This window comes from Fuscibacter oryzae, from assembly GCF_016765795.1.
Classification (GTDB): Bacteria; Pseudomonadota; Alphaproteobacteria; order Rhodobacterales; family Rhodobacteraceae; genus Fuscibacter; species Fuscibacter oryzae.
The window spans coordinates 89,150-107,353 of sequence record NZ_JAESVP010000007.1; the positions used below are offsets into that span (position 1 = coordinate 89,150).

Here is an 18,204-nt window from a genome sequence, read left to right on the forward strand (position 1 = left end):
TGCGCTTGCGTAGGTTGATACCCCCTTGCCCTGCGGCTTTCGCCTTTGGGCAACAGCGCGGGCGTCTTGCCACTGGCAAGCCGCCTGGTCGAGCCGGGCGTCTACCCTTGCAATGCCGTTACCTCGCGCCGGAAGCTCAGGGCGTCGCCCCGGTCGGGCATGTCCAGCTCTCGCGCATAGCGGTGGCCGGCATAGGTGGCCCACGCGATCGGGCCGGGGGCCTCGGCATCGCCGATGACCTTGACGCTGCGGATGCCGGCATCGGCCCAATCGGCCTGACGCGCCATCAGGTCGCGGTAAAGCGTGTTGTCAGAGGTGCGGCTGGCGACCATCACCACCGCATCCGCCTCGATCCGGCCCGGAGTGCCAGTATAGGCACAGGCCGTTTCCACCCCCGCTGCTGTGACCGCCGCAACTCCGGTGTTCAGCACGATCTTCACCCCATTCTCCACCAGCCGCCGGTGGATCGCGCCCTGTTCCAGCGTGTTGCGCGTCCAGTCCGAGACGAAGGCGGCGGGGGTGACCAGCGTCACCTCGCACCCCGCTTGGGCGCAAAGCTCGGCCAGAACTCCGCCCATGTAGTAATGGTCATCGTCGAACACGACGACCCGGCCCTGTGGCAACCGCCCGGCCATCAGGTCATCGGGGGTAAAAACCGGCAGGCCCGCACCCGGCATCGGCACCACATGCCAGCGGGCCACACCATCGGCCCGCCAGTGTGACCCGGTGGCGATGCAGACGTTCTGGAACCCGAAGGACAGCACGTCCTCGGCCGTCAACCGGCTTTGCAGATAGGTTTCCACATTGCCGCGCTGCGACAGTTGATAGGTTCGGTAATCCGCCACGCGCCCCCAGGCCGACAGGCCCGGCAACTTGCGCTCGCGTGTGACCCGCCCCCCCAAGACATCGCCCGCCTCGGCCAGAGCCACATCATAACCCCGCAGAGAAAGCGCCCGCGCCGCCTCCAGCCCCGCCGGGCCGCCGCCGATCACCAGCACATTCTGGCTGTCACCCTTGGCGTTCATCCGCTCGGGGTGCCAGCCTTTGCGCCATTCCTCCATGAAGGTCGGGTTCTGGGTGCAGCGGCTGATGCTCATCGTCATGTCGCCGGTGACGCACATATTGCAGCCGATACATTCGCGGATGTCCTCGATCCGGTTCTCGGCGATTTTCACCGGGATGAAGGGGTCGGCGATGGATGGCCGCGCGCAGCCGATAAAATCCAGCACGCCTTGCCGGATCATCCGCGCCATCACGTCAGGAGAGGTAAAGCGGCCCACGCCCACCACCGGGCGGCTGGTCAATTCCTTGATGCCTTTGACCAACGCCTCTTGCGCCGCCTCTTCCTTGAAGCGGCTGGGGCCGGAGCATTCGTCCCAACTGCCTTGGGCCAGGTCCCACATATCCGGCAGATCGCCATTCATCTCGATGAAATCGCGCAACTCGGCGTTGGAAAAGCCCAAGTCGCCAATGGTCTCATCCAGGCTGACGCGCATGGTAAAGGCCATCCGGTCGCCCACCGCATCACGCAGATCGGCCATCACCTCGCGCGCGAAGCGGCTGCGGTTTTCAAGGCTGCCGCCGTATTCGTCGCCGCGCTGGTTGGTGGCACGGCTGAGGAAATGCTGAAAGATACCAAAGCCATGCGCGCCGTAAAGGCAGATCAGATCAAACCCCGCCGTCTGAGACCGCCGCGCGGCATTCACGAACCAGCGGCGCAGGTTCCTGATGTCGGTCTTGTCCAGACTGCGCGCCTGAACCGGATCATAGGTAAAGGTGCGGATCGGGCCGGGGGAAACCGCCAGCGGCACCTCCTTGGTATAAAGGTTCGGCCCGTTCACACCGGAATAGGCAAGCTGGATGCCCGCCAGCGCGCCATGGGTCTTCATCTTCTCGGCCATTTTGGCGATGGCAGGAATGTCCTGATCTTCCCACAGCCGCAGCTCGATAAAGGGCGTGATTTCCGATGTCTGGTGAATCTCGGTCTGCTCGGTAAAGATCACGCCCCAGCCACCCTCGGCCTTGATGCCGCGCATTTCTGCCGCCGCCGAAGGGTCACGGTAGCCGCCGCCGTTGCAATGGGGCACCTGATAAAAGCGGTTCTTGGCCAGATGCGGGCCAATCTGCATCGGCGTGAACAGAATGTCATAGCGCGGGTCGGTCATGGCGGGCTCCTTGGTCCGGCCAAAATGGCGCAGCGCGGATTCGGAAAAAAGCACGCTTGATGGAAGCGCGGCTTAGGTTCACCCTAATCCAGATCAGGCATCCGCAGATAGGGGCTGGGCCCGGTATCCGCCGACAGCCGCTCTGCCGCATGGTCCAGAAACGCCCGCACCGTCAGCGCCATGCCCGCCCCCTCCATCAGCGCAAGCCCCAGATTGAGGCTGCGCACCGGGCCTGTCAGCGGCACATAGCGCAAGGCGCGGCCATCGGGGGCGGAGTCGGTCATCGGGCGGATGTTGGCGATGGAATAGCCGAACCCATTGGCCACCATCGACCGCATCACCCCCATGTCGCGCGTGCGCTCGACAATCCTTGGCCGCAGGCCGGCGCGGCTGAAGAAGGAAATGAAGTAATCGTTGGAAAACGGCAGGTCCAACAGCACCATCGGATAATCGGCCAGATCGCCGGGGCCAAGGCTGGTTCGGTTGGCAAGAGGGTGTGCGGCCTCCAGCACGGCATAGGGCGGCAGGCTGATCAGAGGCTGAAAGCTGATATCGGACGGAATATCAAGGTCATAGCTGATCGCTACATCCAGCTTGGCGCTGCGCAGCCCTTCGAAAATTCCGGTCTGGTCCAGTTCAAGCTGATGGAATTCCACCGCCGGATAACGGTCCATGAAGCTGCGGCGCAGTTGCGGCAAGACCACCTGCGCAAAGGTTTGCAGGCACCCGACAGACAGGGGCCCGCGCACTTGGCCCGTGATGCTGCCCGCGATTTCGTTCAGCCGGGCGGCTTCGGCCAGAACGGCCTTGGCCTGCGCCATGAACTGGCGGCCCCCTTGGGTCAGCGTCAGGCCATGGGCGTGTTTGCGCACGAAAAGCGCCAACCCAAATTCGGCCTCTAGCTGCGCAATCGCGGCCGAGATCGAGGGCGAGGACACATTCACCCGCTCTGACGCCAGCGCGATGGACCCGGCTTCGCCGACGGCGACCAGATATTCCAGTTGGCGCAGGGTAAATCGCAGCGGCATCGCGGTTTGCCTTAGGTTGGCCCTAAGCCACGCTGCGCCGCTGTCGCCCCGCCGTCAATACTTGATCCACACGGTTTTCAGCGCGGAATATTTGTCAAAGGAATGGAGCGACAGATCCCGGCCAAACCCCGATTGCTTCATGCCGCCAAAGGGCGTCATCGCCGACAGCGCATCCACCGTATTCACGCTGACCGTGCCCGCATTCAGCCGGTCTGCCAGCGACAGGGCGCGGCTGATGTCGCGCGTCCAGACCGAGGCGGCAAGGCCATAAACCGTGTCATTCGCCATGGTTACGGCCTGATCTTCGTCCTTGAAGGTCTGAATCGACAAGACGGGGCCAAAGATTTCCTCGCGCACGATCCGGGCATCGGGGGCGGTATCGGCAAAGATCGTCGGCTGGATGAAGGCATCCGATCCGTTCAGCGTAACGCGCTCTCCGCCACAAACCAGCCGGGCCTGCGCGCGGCCCGATGCGATGAAATTCATCACCTGATCGGCATGGCGGTGATCGACCATCGATCCCATCCGGCTGGCCGGATCAAGCGGATCGCCCGGTTGCGCCGCCGCTGCCCGCGTGGCCATGCGGTCAATCATCTCTTCCGCGATGCTTTCGTGGACCAGCAGGCGAGAGTTGGCAGAACACACCTCGCCCTGATTGAAGAAGATGCCAAAGGCGGCCATGTCGGCGGCCTTGTCCAGATCGGCGTCGGGGAAAATCAGGTTCGGGCTTTTGCCCCCGGTTTCCAGCCAGACCTGCTTCATGTTGCTTTCGCCGGCATAGCGCTGAAACAACTTGCCCACGGCGGTTGACCCGGTGAAGACCAGACAATCGACATCCGGGTGCCGCCCCAGCGCCCGCCCGGCATCCTCGCCAAAGCCGGGCACCACGTTCAGCACGCCCGGCGGCAGGCCCGCCTCCAGCGCCAGTTCGCCCAGCCGCAGCGCCGACAGGGGCGATTGTTCGGCCGGTTTCAGCACCACCGAATTGCCCATGGCAAGGGCCGGGGCCAGCTTCCATGTGGCCATGTCCAAAGGGAAATTCCACGGCACGACCGCGCCGATCACGCCCAGGGGAACCCGACGTATCATCGCAAGATCACGGCCCCCGGTCGGTGCAATCTCGTCGTAAATCTTGTCAATCGCCTCGGCGTGCCACTGGAAGAAATGGGCCGAGCCGGGGGCATCCACCGTGGCCGCATCCTTGACCGGCTTGCCCATATCAAGGCTGTCCAGCAGCGCCAGTTCAGGGATATTCGCCCGGATCAGCGCGGCCAGCCGCAACATCACCTCTTTGCGCTGCCCCGGCGTTTGCCGCGACCAGCGCCCGTCGTCAAAGGCGTTGCGGGCCGAACGGACGGCCCGGTCGATATCTTCCGCGCCGCCATGGGCAACCTCGGTCAGCACCTGGCCGGTGGCGGGGTTGACGCTGGCAAACCGCTTGCCGGAGGCGGCAGGCACAAAGGCCCCGTCGATCAGGCACAGGTTGCGAAAGGTCAGCGCGGCGGCGCGGGCCTGCCAGTCGGCATGGCTGAACAGGGCAGGGTCACTCATCACCGGGAACTCCGTAAGAGGGCGCCTGTGTCGGGTCTTCCGCGCGCTGGACATAGGCGGCCATCTGCGGGCGGTATTCGGTCCAGGCGGCGCGCAACTGGCCGATGGGGTCATCCGACCAGTCGATGCGCAGATCGACCAGCGGCCAGGACAGGCGGTCGGCAATCTTCAGGCCCGCCGAGTGCACCGGCCCAGCCTCGCCCCCTGCGGTCAGACCAGCCTCCAGCGCGGCCATAAGACGGTCGCCCAGATGGCCTTTTGCCACCTCGAACGCCGCGACCATCCGCGCCGGCACATCCGCAACCGCCAAAAGATTGCCGCCCGCCGCGCAATCCGTCCCGCGCGCTTCTCCCCAGATGCCAAGCACATTCGGGCCAGAGTGAGTGGCTACTCTGCCCGCCCGGTCTACCACAAGAAGCTGGCGATAAGCGATGTGGCTGCGCCCCGCAACGACTGCGGCAAGCGCAGAAGGCGCATCCATTCTGTCCTGCAAGCGGTCCAGCAGGATCGGCCCAAGGTCAGGATCGGTGATGTTCTGGCTGGCCACCACGCCCACGCCCGCACGCACATGCGCACAGCGCGCCGCAACGGCCGGAGAAGATGAAGAAATCACCATGCCGAACTGCCCGGTCCGGGCGCAACGGGCAACAAGCGAGAAGGTCATGGGCAGCCCCTGTGGAAAAGGCCGGTGGCGCTTGGCCTCCCGGACCACCAGAGGATATTTGCGCCAGTATGAAAGACGTAAGGCGCTTTCACATTGGCCCAAATATCGCATGGGGGTCCGGGGGTGTGAAACCCCCGGTGTTGGAACGGTTCAGTCCGGAATGACGGCGGTTGCGTCGATTTCCACCAGCCAGTCGGGGCGGGCAAGGGCCACCACTGTCAGCCCGGTGCAGACCGGATGCACGCCTTTGATATATTCGCCCATCGTCCGGTAGACCGGTTCACGGTGGCGCACGTCGGTCAAATAGACCACCAGCTTGACAAGATGTTCCATCTTGCCACCGGCTTCTTCGATAAGCTGCTTGATGTTGCCCATGACCTTGTGGGTCTGGGCGACGGGGTCGTGGCTGCCCAGATTTTCGGCAGTGTCGAGGTCTTGCGGGCAGGCGCCCCGGAACCACAATGTGGTGCCGCCTTTGGTGGCGACCAGATGGCAGAGGTCATTATCCAGATTCTGCTCGGGGTAGGTGACCTTGGTGTTGAACTTGCGATAGCGGGTGATGGTCATGGTTGGGGTCTTTCGCGCGTTTGAAGGGGGATCAGGCGGGCTTGCCTGTGCCGGAATAGGCAAGGTAGCTGCGTTGTTTGGCGATATGGTCGGCGACCAGCTTGGCGTCATGCCAGACGCCCCAGATGAACGACGATCCGCGCCGCGTCTGATAGGGTTGGCCAAGGAAATAGATGCCGGGTTCGGCACCGATGCCCCGAACATGGCGCGGGCGGCCATGTTCATCGACGGCGGCGGTTTTGAGCCAGGAAAAATCCACCGCAAAGCCGGTGGCCCAGATGATGGTGGTCACCCCTGCCTCGGTCAAATTCAGTGACCGCAGAGGATGCGCCATGCAGTCTGGGTCGGGCCCGATCACGCGGGCTTGCGGCTCTTCCGGCAGGGTCATGCCATTGCGGGCCAGATATGCGTCCGCCTCATCCAGCAGGGCCAGATAATTGGCATCGCCCCGGTTCACATTGCGCGTCAGATCATCGGCGAAGGTCAGGGTGCCGTTGGCATAGCCCTCGGTCCGCCCGACCAGCACCATGCCTTGGGCCGCCAGCTTGCGGAAATCGACCGTGTGGCCGCCATGCGCGCCCGAAACGGCGATGGTGGTGTGGTCGGCACCGGGGGTTGCCTCGCTGTCCCATTTGTTCAGAACGCCCAGCCACCAGCAGAAATCGCGGCCCCGATAGGCGCGCGGCGGGCGGTCATGTGGGCCGACCGACAGATAGACCTTGCGCCCCGCCTGCATCAGCTCTTCGGCAATCTGGGTGCCGGAAGAGCCGCACCCCACCACCAGCACCCCCCCGGGGGCCAGCGCGCCCGGGTTGCGGTAGGCGGTTGAGTGGATCTGGGTCAGCCCGGTGGTTTCGGGCACCAGCGCAGGGATCACCGGCTTTTGAAAGGGGCCGGTGGCGGCGACGACATATTCAGCCTCGATCACGCCGGTCGGGGTTTCAACGCGGAACCCCGGGCCCGTGGCATTGCGTGTGACCGATTTCACCTCTATCCCGGTGCGGATCGGAGCAGCGAATTTCTGGGCATAGGCAACCAGATAATCGGCAACACCCTCTTTCGGCACGAAGGCATCGGGGTCTCCCGCAAAGTCGAGACCGGGGAACCGATCATGCCAGGCGGGGCCGTTGGCGACCAGCGAGTCCCACCGCTCGGACCGCCAGCGTTCGGCGATGCGGCTGCGTTCCAGCACCAGATGCGGCACGCCATGGCGGGTCAGATGTTCGCTCATCGCGACCCCGGCCTGACCTGCGCCGACAACCAGCGCTTCGACTTTCTCGACCGACATTTCCTTGGTCCCCTTTTGATGGTCAGGGGAAAGTGCCGGAAGGTGGGTATGGAATAAAGTAATTCGTTCCGCAGATCGGATTAGGATTTTACTAACCTGAGCGATGTGCAGGGGTCTTCTGATTGCAGCCGAACCTTTGCATCTGGCCCTTTTGGGTCAAGGTCAAACAGCTTGGGGCGAGCTTGCAGATAGCGCCGCCAGTTCTTTTCAGGGTATTTGCTGATCCGCACCTGATGGCGCGCGTGCATCGCAGCGGCCAGGCGGGCGATCATCATGCCTTTGGTTTCGGGGGCACTTTCCACAATGATGTCCCGGATCTTCTCATACAGGTCGTCCGGCTGCGGTAGGGTAGCCATAGATGGCGCTGGCTTTGCGCTTGGCGCGACCAGCGCGAGTTTTGGTGCCGCTTTCGGTGCTGGGCTGCCAAGCTGATGGAAGGCGGTACAGGCGGCGCGAAAGGCCGATGGTGTCTTCGCCTCGCCGATCCCGGTGACGCACATGCCATGATCTCGCAGCCGCTCGGACAGCGGCTTGAAATCGCCATCAGAGCTGACAAGGACAAAGCCTTCAATCCCGGCCGTCAAGGCCAGTTCCATCGCATCGATGGTCAACAGCAGGTCAGTTGCGTTCTTGCCTGTCCCGGAGTGGATGAAGCGGAAGCCGTCACAGTCCGACCAGCCGCGCGCCGTCTGCGCATTGCCGTATACGCGCGCCACGTCGACACGGCCCGACTGTGCCGCGATCTGCATGATCTGGGGCATGTAACGGGCAGAAACGTTGTCACCATCAACCAGTAGGGCAATTCTGAACGTCATCGTTAGGCCACGCGAATCCAACTCATCACACGAGTTTCGCGGGGCATTCCGGCAAAAGTTTGTCGCTGATGGGCCTTGTGATGACCCGATGACGGGTTCAGGTGACGAGGGCGCGTTGTTCTGGGATGGCCATCGACACCAGCAGCGGGCATTCACCTTGCTGGTGCTGGAAATCGGCCTTGCTGGTCATGCCTTTCCAGCCCGACAGGATCAGCGATTGCGCGACCGCGCCGCCCAAGGTGGTGCCGGGCCCGGGGATGATGAAGTAATCCGGGGCGAATTCGCGGGCGGCGGTGCGGATGGCGGTGGTGAAATCATAGGATTCAACCACCTGATGGCCCAGCGTATAATCGCGCAAAGCAGCCGTGGTAGCGGCACCGGGCCACCAGACATGGCCGCGCCCGTCGATCAGGGGCAGGTCAGGCTGGCGGAACAGGGTTTCGGGCAGGCGGGCGCGGCCCTCGGCGGCCACGGGGGCCTGAAGGGCGGTGTGGAACGCGGCGTGGTTCGACAGGCGCAGGGGAAAGCGGCCTTGCACCGGGGGTACGGCGGCCTCGAAGGCTTTCAGCCCGGCCTCATTCCCAGCGATGACCAGCATGCCGCCAAGGTCGATCGAAAGGGCAAGGGCGTGATCGGGGCGGGTGGCGATGTTGGCCACCAGCGCCAGCAGGTCGGCCTTGCGGGCGGGATCGGGCTGCCAGTCCTCGCCCAAGAACGGATAGACCAGTTGCCCGCCGATCAGCCGTTCCTGCATCAGGGTGCCCATTGTGTTGACCACGGTAAAGCCGTTTTCAGGCGAAAGCGCCCCGGCACAGGCAAGCGCCGAATACCAGCCCATTGAATTGCCGGTGACGGCGACGAGGTTGACGCCCTGCAAGGCAAGCCGGTCGCCAAGCGTGCAGGCATAGATCAGCGCGCTGGCATTGTCGCCGCGCGAGTGTTTGGCGACGGAATAGCTGGCCGCACCATCCAGCGCCGACAGCGTTTCCTGCCCAAGCGCGGTGCGGGCGGCATCGAACCGCGCCAGCAGCGGGCGGTCGGGAAAGCGGGCAAGGCTGCCCAGTTCGGTCTTGGTATAGGTGCCCCGGCCGGGGCAGATCAGGACGGCGGTCTTCATTTGACCAACCCTTTCGCGGCTTGGACGATTTGCGCCGATGAGGGCATGGTCGCCGCATAGGCCGGACCAGTGGCGATAAAGCTGTCCTCGGCAGTCAGGCGGGCAAGGTTGGCCTTGGTCGCCTCATGGAAGTGGGCCATCAGCGCCTCGGCCACACCGCCGGAATGGCGGGTTTCATCGACGATCAGGATGTTCTTGCAGCCCTTGACGGCTTCGGTCAGGGCATCTTTGGGCAGGGGCGACAGCCAGCGGGTATCGACGATGCGGGCCTTGATGCCGGCGGACTCAGTTTCGGCAAGCGCCTGATTGGACAGGTAAACCCCGTTGCCGAAGGTGACGATGGCGAGGTCGGTGCCCGCGCCCGTCACCCCCACCTGACCCAGGGGGATCACCTGCGACGGGTCGGGATAGCGGCGCATCCACTGGCCGTCCTTGTCGGTATGCAGGTCACGCATCGGGTAAAGCGCGATGGGTTCAAGGAAGACGACCACGCGCTGTTCCTCTCGCGCCAGACGGACGCATTCGCGCAGCATCATCGCGGCATCGGCGCCGTTCGATGGCACGGCAAGGATGACCCCCGGAATGTCGCGCAGCACGGCGACCGAATTGTCATTGTGGAAATGCCCGCCGAAGCCCTTTTGATACCCCAGCCCCGCAATCCGCAGCACCATCGGGTTGGTGTATTGGCCGTTCGAGAAGAAGGGCAGGGTCGCGGCTTCGCCCCGGATCTGGTCTTCGGCATTGTGCAGATAGGCGAGGAACTGAATCTCCGGCAGGGGAACGAAACCGTTCTGCGCCATGCCGATGGCAAGACCCAGAATGCTCTGCTCATCCAGCAGCGTGTCGATCATCCGGTCGGGGCCGAACCGCTGGTGCAGCTTTTGCGTGACGCCATAGACGCCACCCTTGCGACCGACATCCTCGCCCATCATCACCACTTCGGGATGGGCCAGCATCAGGTCAGTCAGCGCCCAGTTGATCAGGCGCGACATGATCTGCGGGTCTTCCATCGCCTTGAGATCGCCGCCAAAGGCCGCCGCCCGCGCCTCTGGCGTCGGACCGTTGGTCGGCTTGCAATCCCGTTTCGGCGGGATGATCGAGGCCATGACCTGATCCGCGGTTTTCAGGCGGGGCCGGGTGATCGCCTGATCGGCGACGCGGACGACGCGGGCGTTGGTTTCGGTGTAAATCTCCAGCGCCTGTTCCGGCGTCATCACCCCGGCCTGATCCAGCAGGCGGACCGAATGCAGCAGGGGGTCGTTGGCCTCCTCAGCCTCCACCTCCTCTCGCGGCAGGTAGGTGGTGGGCACATCGGCCCCGGCGTGGCCGTAAAGGCGGATGGTGCGAATGTGCAGGAAGGCAGGTTTCTTGCGGTCGCGAACATAGGCGGCGGCCTCTGACGCCACGCGGAAGGTGTCGTAAAGGTCCAGACCGTCGGCCTTGAAGTATTTCAGGCCGGGACGGGCAGAGAAGGTGGCCTCGATCCAGCCTTTCGGGGTCTTGGTCGAGATGCCGATGCCGTTGTCTTCGCAGACGAAAAGAAGCGGCAGGGGGACAGATTGATAGCTGGTCCATTGCGCGGTGTTGAACGCACCTTGCGCTGTGGAATGGTTGGCGCTGGCGTCGCCAAAGCTGCAATACACGATGCCGTCTTCGGGCAGGATCTGGTGTTCGGGGCGATGCCGCCGGGCGGCACCGATGGAATAGGCCGCCCCCACCGCCTTGGGCAGGTGGCTGGCGATGGTTGAGGTTTGCGGCGGGATTAGCAGATCGCGCGAGCCGAGAACCTTGTGACGCCCGCCCGAGATGGGATCGTCGGAGGAGGAGGCGAAGGACAAAAGCATATCCCAGACCGGGTTTTGCCCCGGCACCTGAGCCGAGCGCGCGATCTGGAAGGCGGCATCGCGGTAATGCAGGAAGGCCATATCGGTCGGGCGCAGGGCGAGGGCCACCGCCGCCAGCCCTTCGTGGCCCGAAGACCCGATGGTGTAAAAGCCCTGTCCCACCCGCTGCATCGCGCGGCTTTGCCGATCAAGTGCGCGGGTCAACACCCCGGCGCGGAACGCCTGCACGGCGGTTTCGGGCGTCATTGGCCCGGCGGGCGCACGGCCCGGCGGCAGGTCACGCGCGGCGACCCGGCGCAGGAAGTTTTCGTGGACGATATTGGCGCGGTCCATGGGCGGGCTTTCTGGGGACGAAGGCCGGGGGTTTCACACCCCCGGACCCCCGTGGAGTATTTGGAAAGGTGCAAGGTCTTGGTGTGGTTCTAGGCGATTGACCAGCGCGCGGGAACGGATTTTCCCTGCGAAGGTATATGAGGGAAAGTCATGCTGGGGGCGGCGCCTCGATCAGCAGGGCCAGAAGCGATGTGGCGGCGGGCAGCGGGGTGACGGCGCTGCTGGCGGGCCTGATCAGGCCCGAACCGCCGGCCAGCGGGGCAAGGGCGTGGATGCGGTCATAGCTGAGGAGATGGGGGGCGAGGGCATCGGCGGTGGCCGCTTGTGCCGCAGTCACCAGCAGAACGCCCGGCGCGCCCCGGCCAAGGCTGGCGGCGATGGCGCGGGCGGCGGCGGCAAGGCGCGCCAGATCCTGCGGCGCGGGCAGGACATGGGCGACAAGGCCCGCATCGCGGGCAAGTGCGGCGGCCTGATCGGGCGACAGGGCGGCGATCTGCGGCAGGAATTCGGTGGGGTCCATGGGCGCTCCTTGGGCTGGGATCTGCTTGCCAGAGCGGGGGCGGGGCGGCAAGGGGCGGTCTGGACTTAACAGCATGCGCGCGTTGGACCTAATGCTTCGCCCGATGTTCCCCGATGATGGCGGCAGGGGGCGAAGGGCGGGCGAAGGGCCTGCCTGCCCGGCGAAATGAGGTTTGGCCATGGAAGGCTATGCATCCGTCAACGACCTGAGCGCGGTCGTCGAAGCCGACAAGAAGCACGTCTGGCACCACCTGACCCAGCACAAAGCGTTTGAAACCGCCGATCCGCGCGTGATCGTTGAAGGCAAGGGCCTGCGCGTCTGGGATGCCAAGGGCAAGGAATATATCGACGCCGTGTCTGGCGCGGTCTGGACGGTGAACGTCGGCTATGGGCGTGAATCCATTGCCAATGTGGTGCGCGACCAGTTGATCCGCATGAACTATTTCGCGGGCTCGGGCGGGTCGGTTCCGGGCGCGCTGTTTGCCGAAAAGCTGTTGACCAAGATGCCGGGGTTGAGCCGGGTCTATTATTCGAACTCGGGGTCCGAGGCGAATGAGAAGGTCTACAAGATGGTGCGCCAGATCTCGCACCGTCACCATGGCGGGAAAAAGTGGAAGATCCTGTATCGTGAGCGGGATTACCACGGCACCACCATCGGCGCGCTGGCCACCAGCGGGCAGGCCGAGCGGGCGGCGATGTATGGGCCCTATCCCGATGGCTTCGTCATGGTTCCGCATTGCCTGGAATACCGCAAGCAGTGGGATGTGGAGAATTATGGCGAACGTGCCGCCGATGCCATCGAAGAGGTGATCCTGCGCGAAGGCGCCGACACGATCGGCGCGCTGGTGCTGGAGCCGGTGACGGCAGGCGGTGGCGTGATCGTGCCGCCGAAGGGGTATTGGGAGCGGGTTCAGGAGATCTGCAAGAAACACAACATCCTGCTGCACATCGACGAAGTTGTTTGCGGTGTGGGCCGGACAGGTGTGTGGTTCGGCTATCAGAACTATGGCATCAAGCCGGATTTCGTGACCATGGCCAAGGGTGTGGCCTCGGGCTATGCGGCGATTTCCTGCACCGTGACCACGGAAGAGGTGTTCGGCCTGTTCAAGGATGATGCCAGCGATCCGATGGGCTATTTCCGCGACATTTCCACCTTTGGCGGCTGCACCAGCGGCCCGGCGGCGGCCTTGGAAAACATGCGGATCATCGAGGATGAGAACCTGCTGGATAACACCCTGCGCATGGGCAAGCGGACGGTCGATAACCTTTGGGCGCTGATGGAAAAGCACAAGGTCATTGGCGATGTGCGTGGGGCGGGCCTGTTCTGCGGCGCCGAACTGGTGGCGGACCGCAAGACCAAGGAACCGATGGATGAGAAAAAGGTGGCCGCCGTGGTCGCTGAATGCAACGCGCAAGGCGTGATCATCGGCATGACCAACCGCTCGGTTCCGGGGCTGAACAACACGCTCTGCCTGTCGCCCGCGCTGATTGCCACGGCGGATGACATCGATGCGATCACCGGCGCGATTGATAACGCGCTGACCAAGGTGTTTGGCTGATCTTCGGCGCAGACAGGTGAAGGCCCCGTGGCGCAGGCTGCGGGGCTTTTCTTGTCTGCGCGTGGACTGACGCACCCTACGCCAGTTTTCCCCGTAACCCCCGCAGCACCCCCGGTGTGTCCCTTGCACCCGTTGGCGCACCCTTCACCAGCCAGTCGAAATGGGCGCTGATGCGGGCGACGTGGGTGGGATCGCGGAAGGCAATGTAGTCGTGACCCAGATAGAGGACAGCGAGGTTTGGTCCGAACACCGTGACCGGGGCTGACCATTGATTGTGGCCATCGAACAGATACAGGCGCAAGCCGGGATAAAGATCTTCGGCCAGTCGCAGGAGGAAATCCAACTGCCCGCTGCGGGTGGTTGCGGGCAGGCCCGACCAATAGCCCGACCCTTCGGCAAAGGCCTGCAAGACATGCAGCGGCAGCGCGATTTCATAGTCTGACCGGGCCGAGCGCAGGTGTTCAAGCTGCGCCTCGAAGGCCGCGATGGCCTCTGGCGCAGTAGGCCCAAGGGAATCGCGGTATTCCCATTCCACCACGGCGCGGGTCTTAAGCATGTCGGGCAGGGTGGCGGGCACATGGCGCACCTTGTAGCCCGCTGCCGCCTGATGCCAGCCAAAGATCGTGGCGTCAAACAGTGCGCGGGGGGCCGGGGTAAAGGTCAGCGCCTCGGCCAGCAGGGCATCAACCGGCTGGGGGGCATCGGCCAGACCCAAAAGCCAGTCGCAGGTTACTCCCAGTGCGGCAGCGCAGTCGGCGGCCAACTGGGCGTTGGGCAGGCGGGTGCCGGGGGCCAGCAGCGCCGACAGGGTAGAGCGGTCCACCCCCAGATGCCGGGCCAATGCGCTTTGCGTCTGGCCAGAGGCGGCCATCGCCTCTGCCAGTCGGGTGCGGAAGATATGGGCGCGGTCGCGTTTGTCGATCATTTCCACCATGTGCTTCTTTTACAAAACAACTGCGACTTAATGTTGCGTATCCTCTGAGTTCTCGACGCCTCTGTCCAGTGCTAGCCTGATATTGCGCACTGAAAGGGCAGAGATGAGCGAGAAGACTGGATTTGAATGGCCTACCTTGTTGCTGCTGATTGCCACCTATGCGGTCTGGGCGGCGGGAACCCTGCTGTGGCCGGTATCGGGGCTGCTGTCGGTCGTGGTGACCGGGGTTGCCGTGGCGCAGTTCTGCTCGTTGCAGCACGAGGTTCTGCATGGCCACCCGTTTCGCAACCCGAATCTGAACCACGCGCTGGTCTTTCCGGCGCTGGCATTGGTGATTCCCTATGAGCGGTTTCGCGACACCCACCTGCAACACCATTACGACCCGGCGCTGACCGACCCCTATGATGACCCGGAATCGAACTATCAGGACCCGCAGGTCTGGGCGCGGATGCCGCGGGGCACGCAGGCGCTGTTGCGGCTGAACAACACGCTTTTGGGCCGCATTCTGCTGGGTCCGGCCATTGGCACACGGTTTTTCATCAAGGCCGAGATCGACCTTCACCAAAAGGGCAACCCCGCAATCCTGCACGCATGGATGATGAACGGCCTGGGTATCCTGTTGGTGCTGGGCTGGCTGTGGGGTGTCAGCGACATGCCGCTGCTGGCCTATGCAATGGCGGCCTATCTGGGCTATAGCCTGTTGAAAATCCGCACCTATCTGGAGCATCGCGCGCATGAGGCACCCCGCGCCCGCACTGTGATTATTGAGGATAGGGGGCCGCTGGCGCTGCTGTTTTTGAACAACAACCTGCATGTCGTTCACCACATGCACCCTACGGTGCCTTGGTACGATCTGCCGGCGCTTTATGCCGAACGGCGCGCACATTATCAGCGTCGGAACGAGGCCTATGTCTATCGCAGCTATGCCGAGGTTTTCCGCCGCTATCTGTTCAAGGCGAAAGATCCGGTGCCGCATCCGGTCTGGCCGGTGCGTAAAGCCGACGATTGATCAGGGGATGCGGCGAAAGGTCGGCACCGGGCCGGAATTGTCAAAGAAAGGCACGCCGGGCTGATCGGTGCCGGCCAGCAGGGCCTGCACCTCGGCCAGAACCACCTCGGTGATGAAGGGCAGATCCAGCGCGCGGGCCTCGGTCAGCCCGATCCAGTGCAGATGCGACAGCTCATCCTCGGCCCCGGCAAAGGTTTCGCTGTCGCCGCTGGCCCCAAGGGCGGGCACCAGAAAAAAGCGCGCGTCAAACCGCCTTGTGCGGCCCGGCGGGGTGATGGCGCGGAATATGAAACGCCAGCGCGCATCGGAGGCGGGGGTAAGGCCGGTCTCTTCGGCCAGTTCACGCAGGGCGGCGGCGGCCAAGGCTGTCGGCTGCGGGGCATCAGGCGGGCAATGCGCGGCCAGGCGCGCGGCGCAGCGGGCATCCAGCGCCGGAGCAGCGCCCGTGGCATCCGCGGCGTCCAGACGCCCGCCGGGAAAGACATATTTCGATGGCATGAAGACCGCCGCAGCGCCGCGCTGGCCCATCAGAACCTGCGGACCGCCCTCGGCCTGCCGCCAGAACACCACGGTCGCGGCGGGCCAGATCGGCTCTTCACTGGTCAACGGGCACCTCTTTGGGCATCCCGTTGGCCGGTGCCCTGCCAAAACCGTGCATCCGCTTGGCCCATTGAATGGCGACCATCACCCCCTTCATGCGCGGCAACAGGAACAGCGACAGCGCCACGCAAGCGACCGACAGCACCGCCGACATCAGCCACGGATCGGGATGCCAAAGGTTATAGCTGATCAGCAGCGCAGGGGCCAACAGGTGGCCGACGATCAGAATGGTCATATAGGCGGGGCCATCGTCAGCACGCTGATGAAACAGTTCTTCCCCACAAACCGGGCAGGTCTCTCTTACCTTGAGGTATCCGCGCAGCAGCGGGCCAGAGCCGCAGTTCGGGCAGCATTTGCGCCAGCCATTCAGCACGGCACGCCCAAACGGGCGGTCTTCGGGTAGGGCTGTGGCCTCGGTCATGGGTCTTCCTTTCGGGGTTGCCCCCAATTTAACCTCGCAAGGCAAAGATGTAGAGGGGGTGTGCATTATGTCGCAATTCCGTGATCGACAGATTGCGACGGAAACCGGCATCCGTGCCGTTTTTCCTGGCAGAAGGGCGCGGAACGGCTTCGCCCCCGGATCAAGGAAAGCAAAGATGCGCAAGATGAACGCCCTGAATTCGCTAACGCTGGCCGCGATGATTGCGGCCGGTGTTTCAACCGTCGCACTGGCGCAGGAAGGGCCTGCTGCCCCACCGCCAGGCGGCGATATGGCGATGCAATTCTTCGACAAGGTTGACGCCGACAAGGATGGCAAGATCACCCAGGCCGAGATCGACGCCTTCAAAGCCGCCCGCTTTGCCGAGGCGGATACTGACAAGGATGGCAAGTTGTCACCCGCCGAACTGGTGGCGATGCGCGAAAAGATGGAGGCCGAACGCCGCCTTGCAAGGGCGGAAAAGATGGTCTCTCGCTTTGACCGCGATGGTGACGGGCTGCTTTCGACCGACGAAATGGCTGCCGGTCCGCGCCCAAAAACGATGATCGAGCGGCTGGATACCGACGGCGATGGCGCTGTGTCCAAGGCCGAGGCCGAAGCGGCGCAGGACCGGATGGCCGAGCGCATGGGCAAGCATGGCAAGGGCGGCGAAAAGGGCGGCCACGGCAAGGGGGGCCATGGCCCGATGGGCGGCGGCCCCAAAGGGGGTGACATGATGGAGTGGTGGTTCAACTGATCCCACGCCCTTGTCCGGCGCGGGCTTGCCTCGCGCCGGGTTCCCGCCCTAGCCTGACCGGATGACGATGCCCAGGGACATGACCGCCGAACTGAGCGATGACGCGCTGTTGGTGCTTTATGCCAACGGCGACGGTATGGCGGCCCGTGTCCTGACGCAGCGCCTGTTGCCGGTGGTTCTGGGCTATGCCACCCGCCTTCTGGGCAACCGGGCCGAGGCCGAGGATATCGCGCAAGAGGCGATGATCCGGCTGTGGCGCATCGCGCCCGACTGGCGGCAGGGCGAGGCCAAGGTGACAAGCTGGCTGTACCGGGTTGTCACCAACCTGTGTACCGACCGGCTGCGCGCGGGGCGCAGGCGGCGGGCCGAGGCGCTGGACGATGTACCAGAGCCGGTCGATGGCGCGGTCGATGCCGAAGGGGCGATGATTGCGGCCGATCGGATGGCGGCTTTGCAGGCGGCGCTGGGCAGTCTGCCCGAACGCCAGCGACAGGCCGTGGTGCTGCGCCATATCGAGGGGCTGACCAACCCCGAGATTGCCGAGGTGCTGGGCATCGGGGTCGAGGCGGTGGAAAGCCTGACCGCGCGCGGCAAGCGGGCGCTTCAGGCGCTGCTGGCGGGGCGGCGGGAAGAGTTGGGATATGAGGAATCGGCTTGAAATGGGGGCCGGGATGATGGGCAAAGACGATCTGGACGATCTTTTCGCAGCGGCGCGGGCCGATGGGCCGGTGCCCTCTGGTGATCTTGTCGTGCGGGTTCTGGCGGATGCGGCGGCATTGCAGCCGGGCCTTGAAGCACCACTGTCGCACGCTGTGGCACCCCGGCGCAGCCTGCTTGCGGCGGTTGCCGCGATGTTTGGCGGCGGGCCGGTGCTGGCGGGCATGGGATCGGCGGCGGTGGCAAGCCTGATGCTGGGCTTTGCCCAACCCGCCCCGGTTTCCGCGCTGACCGCCATGATGGGGGGGCAGGCCACAACGGCCACTCCCGCGCTTGATGTCGCGACAGGCATTGATGCGCTGATTTCGGAGGAATGATG

General features: G+C 64.2%; 18 protein-coding genes. 5 read left to right on the forward strand and 13 right to left on the reverse strand.

Translation table 11 applies throughout. From position 1 onward, the window contains the following. Positions 1 to 101: 101 nt before the first annotated feature. The 10 genes from JI744_RS14340 to JI744_RS14385 form a co-directional block, all read right to left on the reverse strand. Positions 102 to 2,165 carry an oxidoreductase gene (locus JI744_RS14340; RefSeq protein WP_202661822.1) on the reverse strand — a complete coding sequence of 688 codons (2,064 nt, stop codon included), beginning with the start codon at positions 2,163 to 2,165 and terminating at the stop codon, positions 102 to 104. 83 nt (positions 2,166 to 2,248) lie between these two features. Beyond that, a complete protein-coding gene (locus tag JI744_RS14345; RefSeq protein ID WP_202661823.1) occupies positions 2,249 to 3,193 on the reverse strand; it encodes a LysR family transcriptional regulator in 945 nt (314 codons plus the stop codon). Positions 3,194 to 3,247: 54 nt separating this feature from the next. Further along, positions 3,248 to 4,744 carry an aldehyde dehydrogenase gene (locus tag JI744_RS14350; RefSeq protein WP_202661824.1) on the reverse strand — a complete coding sequence of 499 codons (1,497 nt, stop codon included), beginning with the start codon at positions 4,742 to 4,744 and terminating at the stop codon, positions 3,248 to 3,250. Beyond that, on the reverse strand, positions 4,737 to 5,408 hold the full coding sequence (locus JI744_RS14355) for a DUF1028 domain-containing protein (protein ID WP_202661825.1): 672 nt from the start codon (positions 5,406 to 5,408) through the stop codon (positions 4,737 to 4,739). Before JI744_RS14355 ends, JI744_RS14350 begins: the two co-directional genes overlap by 8 nt. 150 nt (positions 5,409 to 5,558) lie before the next feature. Next, positions 5,559 to 5,975, reverse strand: coding sequence for a RidA family protein (locus tag JI744_RS14360; RefSeq protein ID WP_202661826.1), 417 nt, complete (start codon positions 5,973 to 5,975; stop codon positions 5,559 to 5,561). A 31-nt stretch (positions 5,976 to 6,006) separates the two neighbouring features. After that, positions 6,007 to 7,263, reverse strand: a complete 1,257-nt coding sequence (locus JI744_RS14365; RefSeq protein ID WP_202661827.1) for a flavin-containing monooxygenase — start codon at positions 7,261 to 7,263, stop codon at positions 6,007 to 6,009. A gap of 80 nt (positions 7,264 to 7,343) precedes the next feature. Further along, complete coding sequence (locus tag JI744_RS14370; protein WP_202661828.1) at positions 7,344 to 8,078, reverse strand: NYN domain-containing protein; 735 nt, start codon at positions 8,076 to 8,078, stop codon at positions 7,344 to 7,346. A 97-nt stretch (positions 8,079 to 8,175) separates the two neighbouring features. Continuing rightward, the gene (locus JI744_RS14375) at positions 8,176 to 9,195 is read right to left on the reverse strand and encodes an ACP S-malonyltransferase (RefSeq protein WP_202661829.1); all 1,020 of its coding nucleotides are present in this window, start codon (positions 9,193 to 9,195) and stop codon (positions 8,176 to 8,178) included. Next, the gene (locus tag JI744_RS14380; RefSeq protein ID WP_202661830.1) at positions 9,192 to 11,372 is read right to left on the reverse strand and encodes a dehydrogenase E1 component subunit alpha/beta; all 2,181 of its coding nucleotides are present in this window, start codon (positions 11,370 to 11,372) and stop codon (positions 9,192 to 9,194) included. The genes JI744_RS14375 and JI744_RS14380 overlap by 4 nt, the downstream gene beginning before the upstream one ends. 148 nt (positions 11,373 to 11,520) lie before the next feature. Continuing rightward, on the reverse strand, positions 11,521 to 11,892 hold the full coding sequence (locus tag JI744_RS14385) for a hypothetical protein (protein WP_202661831.1): 372 nt from the start codon (positions 11,890 to 11,892) through the stop codon (positions 11,521 to 11,523). Between the two features lie 178 nt (positions 11,893 to 12,070). On the opposite strand from JI744_RS14385, the gene tpa reads away from it, so the two are divergent. Further along, the gene (gene tpa / locus JI744_RS14390; protein ID WP_202661832.1) at positions 12,071 to 13,450 is read left to right on the forward strand and encodes a hypotaurine--pyruvate aminotransferase Tpa; all 1,380 of its coding nucleotides are present in this window, start codon (positions 12,071 to 12,073) and stop codon (positions 13,448 to 13,450) included. Between the two features lie 76 nt (positions 13,451 to 13,526). Here the strand turns inward: tpa and JI744_RS14395 are convergent, their stop codons facing one another. Then, positions 13,527 to 14,384, reverse strand: coding sequence for a helix-turn-helix domain-containing protein (locus JI744_RS14395; protein WP_202661833.1), 858 nt, complete (start codon positions 14,382 to 14,384; stop codon positions 13,527 to 13,529). A gap of 103 nt (positions 14,385 to 14,487) precedes the next feature. Here JI744_RS14395 and JI744_RS14400 point away from each other — a divergent pair, with 103 nt between their 5' ends. After that, positions 14,488 to 15,393, forward strand: coding sequence for a fatty acid desaturase (locus tag JI744_RS14400; RefSeq protein WP_202661834.1), 906 nt, complete (start codon positions 14,488 to 14,490; stop codon positions 15,391 to 15,393). Here JI744_RS14400 and JI744_RS14405 read toward each other — a convergent pair whose 3' ends face one another. Both JI744_RS14405 and JI744_RS14410 read right to left on the reverse strand, forming a co-directional pair. Further along, complete coding sequence (locus tag JI744_RS14405) at positions 15,394 to 15,999, reverse strand: NUDIX domain-containing protein (protein WP_236019467.1); 606 nt, start codon at positions 15,997 to 15,999, stop codon at positions 15,394 to 15,396. It lies immediately after the preceding gene. Next, on the reverse strand, positions 15,989 to 16,414 hold the full coding sequence (locus JI744_RS14410; RefSeq protein WP_202661835.1) for a DUF983 domain-containing protein: 426 nt from the start codon (positions 16,412 to 16,414) through the stop codon (positions 15,989 to 15,991). Before JI744_RS14410 ends, JI744_RS14405 begins: the two co-directional genes overlap by 11 nt. Positions 16,415 to 16,589: 175 nt before the next feature. On the opposite strand from JI744_RS14410, the gene JI744_RS14415 reads away from it, so the two are divergent. The 3 genes from JI744_RS14415 to JI744_RS14425 all read left to right on the forward strand — a co-directional run bounded on the left by JI744_RS14415 (position 16,590) and on the right by JI744_RS14425 (position 18,202). After that, on the forward strand, positions 16,590 to 17,168 hold the full coding sequence (locus tag JI744_RS14415) for an EF-hand domain-containing protein (protein WP_202661836.1): 579 nt from the start codon (positions 16,590 to 16,592) through the stop codon (positions 17,166 to 17,168). Between the two features lie 61 nt (positions 17,169 to 17,229). Next, positions 17,230 to 17,826 carry an RNA polymerase sigma factor gene (locus JI744_RS14420; RefSeq protein WP_202661837.1) on the forward strand — a complete coding sequence of 199 codons (597 nt, stop codon included), beginning with the start codon at positions 17,230 to 17,232 and terminating at the stop codon, positions 17,824 to 17,826. Further along, the gene (locus tag JI744_RS14425) at positions 17,810 to 18,202 is read left to right on the forward strand and encodes a dihydroorotate dehydrogenase (RefSeq protein ID WP_202661838.1); all 393 of its coding nucleotides are present in this window, start codon (positions 17,810 to 17,812) and stop codon (positions 18,200 to 18,202) included. The genes JI744_RS14420 and JI744_RS14425 overlap by 17 nt, the downstream gene beginning before the upstream one ends. Positions 18,203 to 18,204: the final 2 nt, after the last annotated feature.

Bases quoted from the DNA above. Each gene is read 5' to 3' on its own strand.
- JI744_RS14340 (WP_202661822.1), bottom strand. From the start codon at position 2,165: ATGACCGACCCGCGCTATGACATTCTGTTCACGCCGATGCAGATTGGC.
- JI744_RS14345 (WP_202661823.1), bottom strand. From the start codon at position 3,193: ATGCCGCTGCGATTTACCCTGCGCCAACTGGAATATCTGGTCGCCGTC.
- JI744_RS14350 (WP_202661824.1), bottom strand. From the start codon at position 4,744: ATGAGTGACCCTGCCCTGTTCAGCCATGCCGACTGGCAGGCCCGCGCC.
- JI744_RS14355 (WP_202661825.1), bottom strand. From the start codon at position 5,408: ATGACCTTCTCGCTTGTTGCCCGTTGCGCCCGGACCGGGCAGTTCGGC.
- JI744_RS14360 (WP_202661826.1), bottom strand. From the start codon at position 5,975: ATGACCATCACCCGCTATCGCAAGTTCAACACCAAGGTCACCTACCCC.
- JI744_RS14365 (WP_202661827.1), bottom strand. From the start codon at position 7,263: ATGTCGGTCGAGAAAGTCGAAGCGCTGGTTGTCGGCGCAGGTCAGGCC.
- JI744_RS14370 (WP_202661828.1), bottom strand. From the start codon at position 8,078: ATGACGTTCAGAATTGCCCTACTGGTTGATGGTGACAACGTTTCTGCC.
- JI744_RS14375 (WP_202661829.1), bottom strand. From the start codon at position 9,195: ATGAAGACCGCCGTCCTGATCTGCCCCGGCCGGGGCACCTATACCAAG.
- JI744_RS14380 (WP_202661830.1), bottom strand. From the start codon at position 11,372: ATGGACCGCGCCAATATCGTCCACGAAAACTTCCTGCGCCGGGTCGCC.
- JI744_RS14385 (WP_202661831.1), bottom strand. From the start codon at position 11,892: ATGGACCCCACCGAATTCCTGCCGCAGATCGCCGCCCTGTCGCCCGAT.
- tpa (WP_202661832.1), top strand. From the start codon at position 12,071: ATGGAAGGCTATGCATCCGTCAACGACCTGAGCGCGGTCGTCGAAGCC.
- JI744_RS14395 (WP_202661833.1), bottom strand. From the start codon at position 14,384: ATGGTGGAAATGATCGACAAACGCGACCGCGCCCATATCTTCCGCACC.
- JI744_RS14400 (WP_202661834.1), top strand. From the start codon at position 14,488: ATGAGCGAGAAGACTGGATTTGAATGGCCTACCTTGTTGCTGCTGATT.
- JI744_RS14410 (WP_202661835.1), bottom strand. From the start codon at position 16,414: ATGACCGAGGCCACAGCCCTACCCGAAGACCGCCCGTTTGGGCGTGCC.
- JI744_RS14415 (WP_202661836.1), top strand. From the start codon at position 16,590: ATGCGCAAGATGAACGCCCTGAATTCGCTAACGCTGGCCGCGATGATT.
- JI744_RS14420 (WP_202661837.1), top strand. From the start codon at position 17,230: ATGACGATGCCCAGGGACATGACCGCCGAACTGAGCGATGACGCGCTG.
- JI744_RS14425 (WP_202661838.1), top strand. From the start codon at position 17,810: ATGAGGAATCGGCTTGAAATGGGGGCCGGGATGATGGGCAAAGACGAT.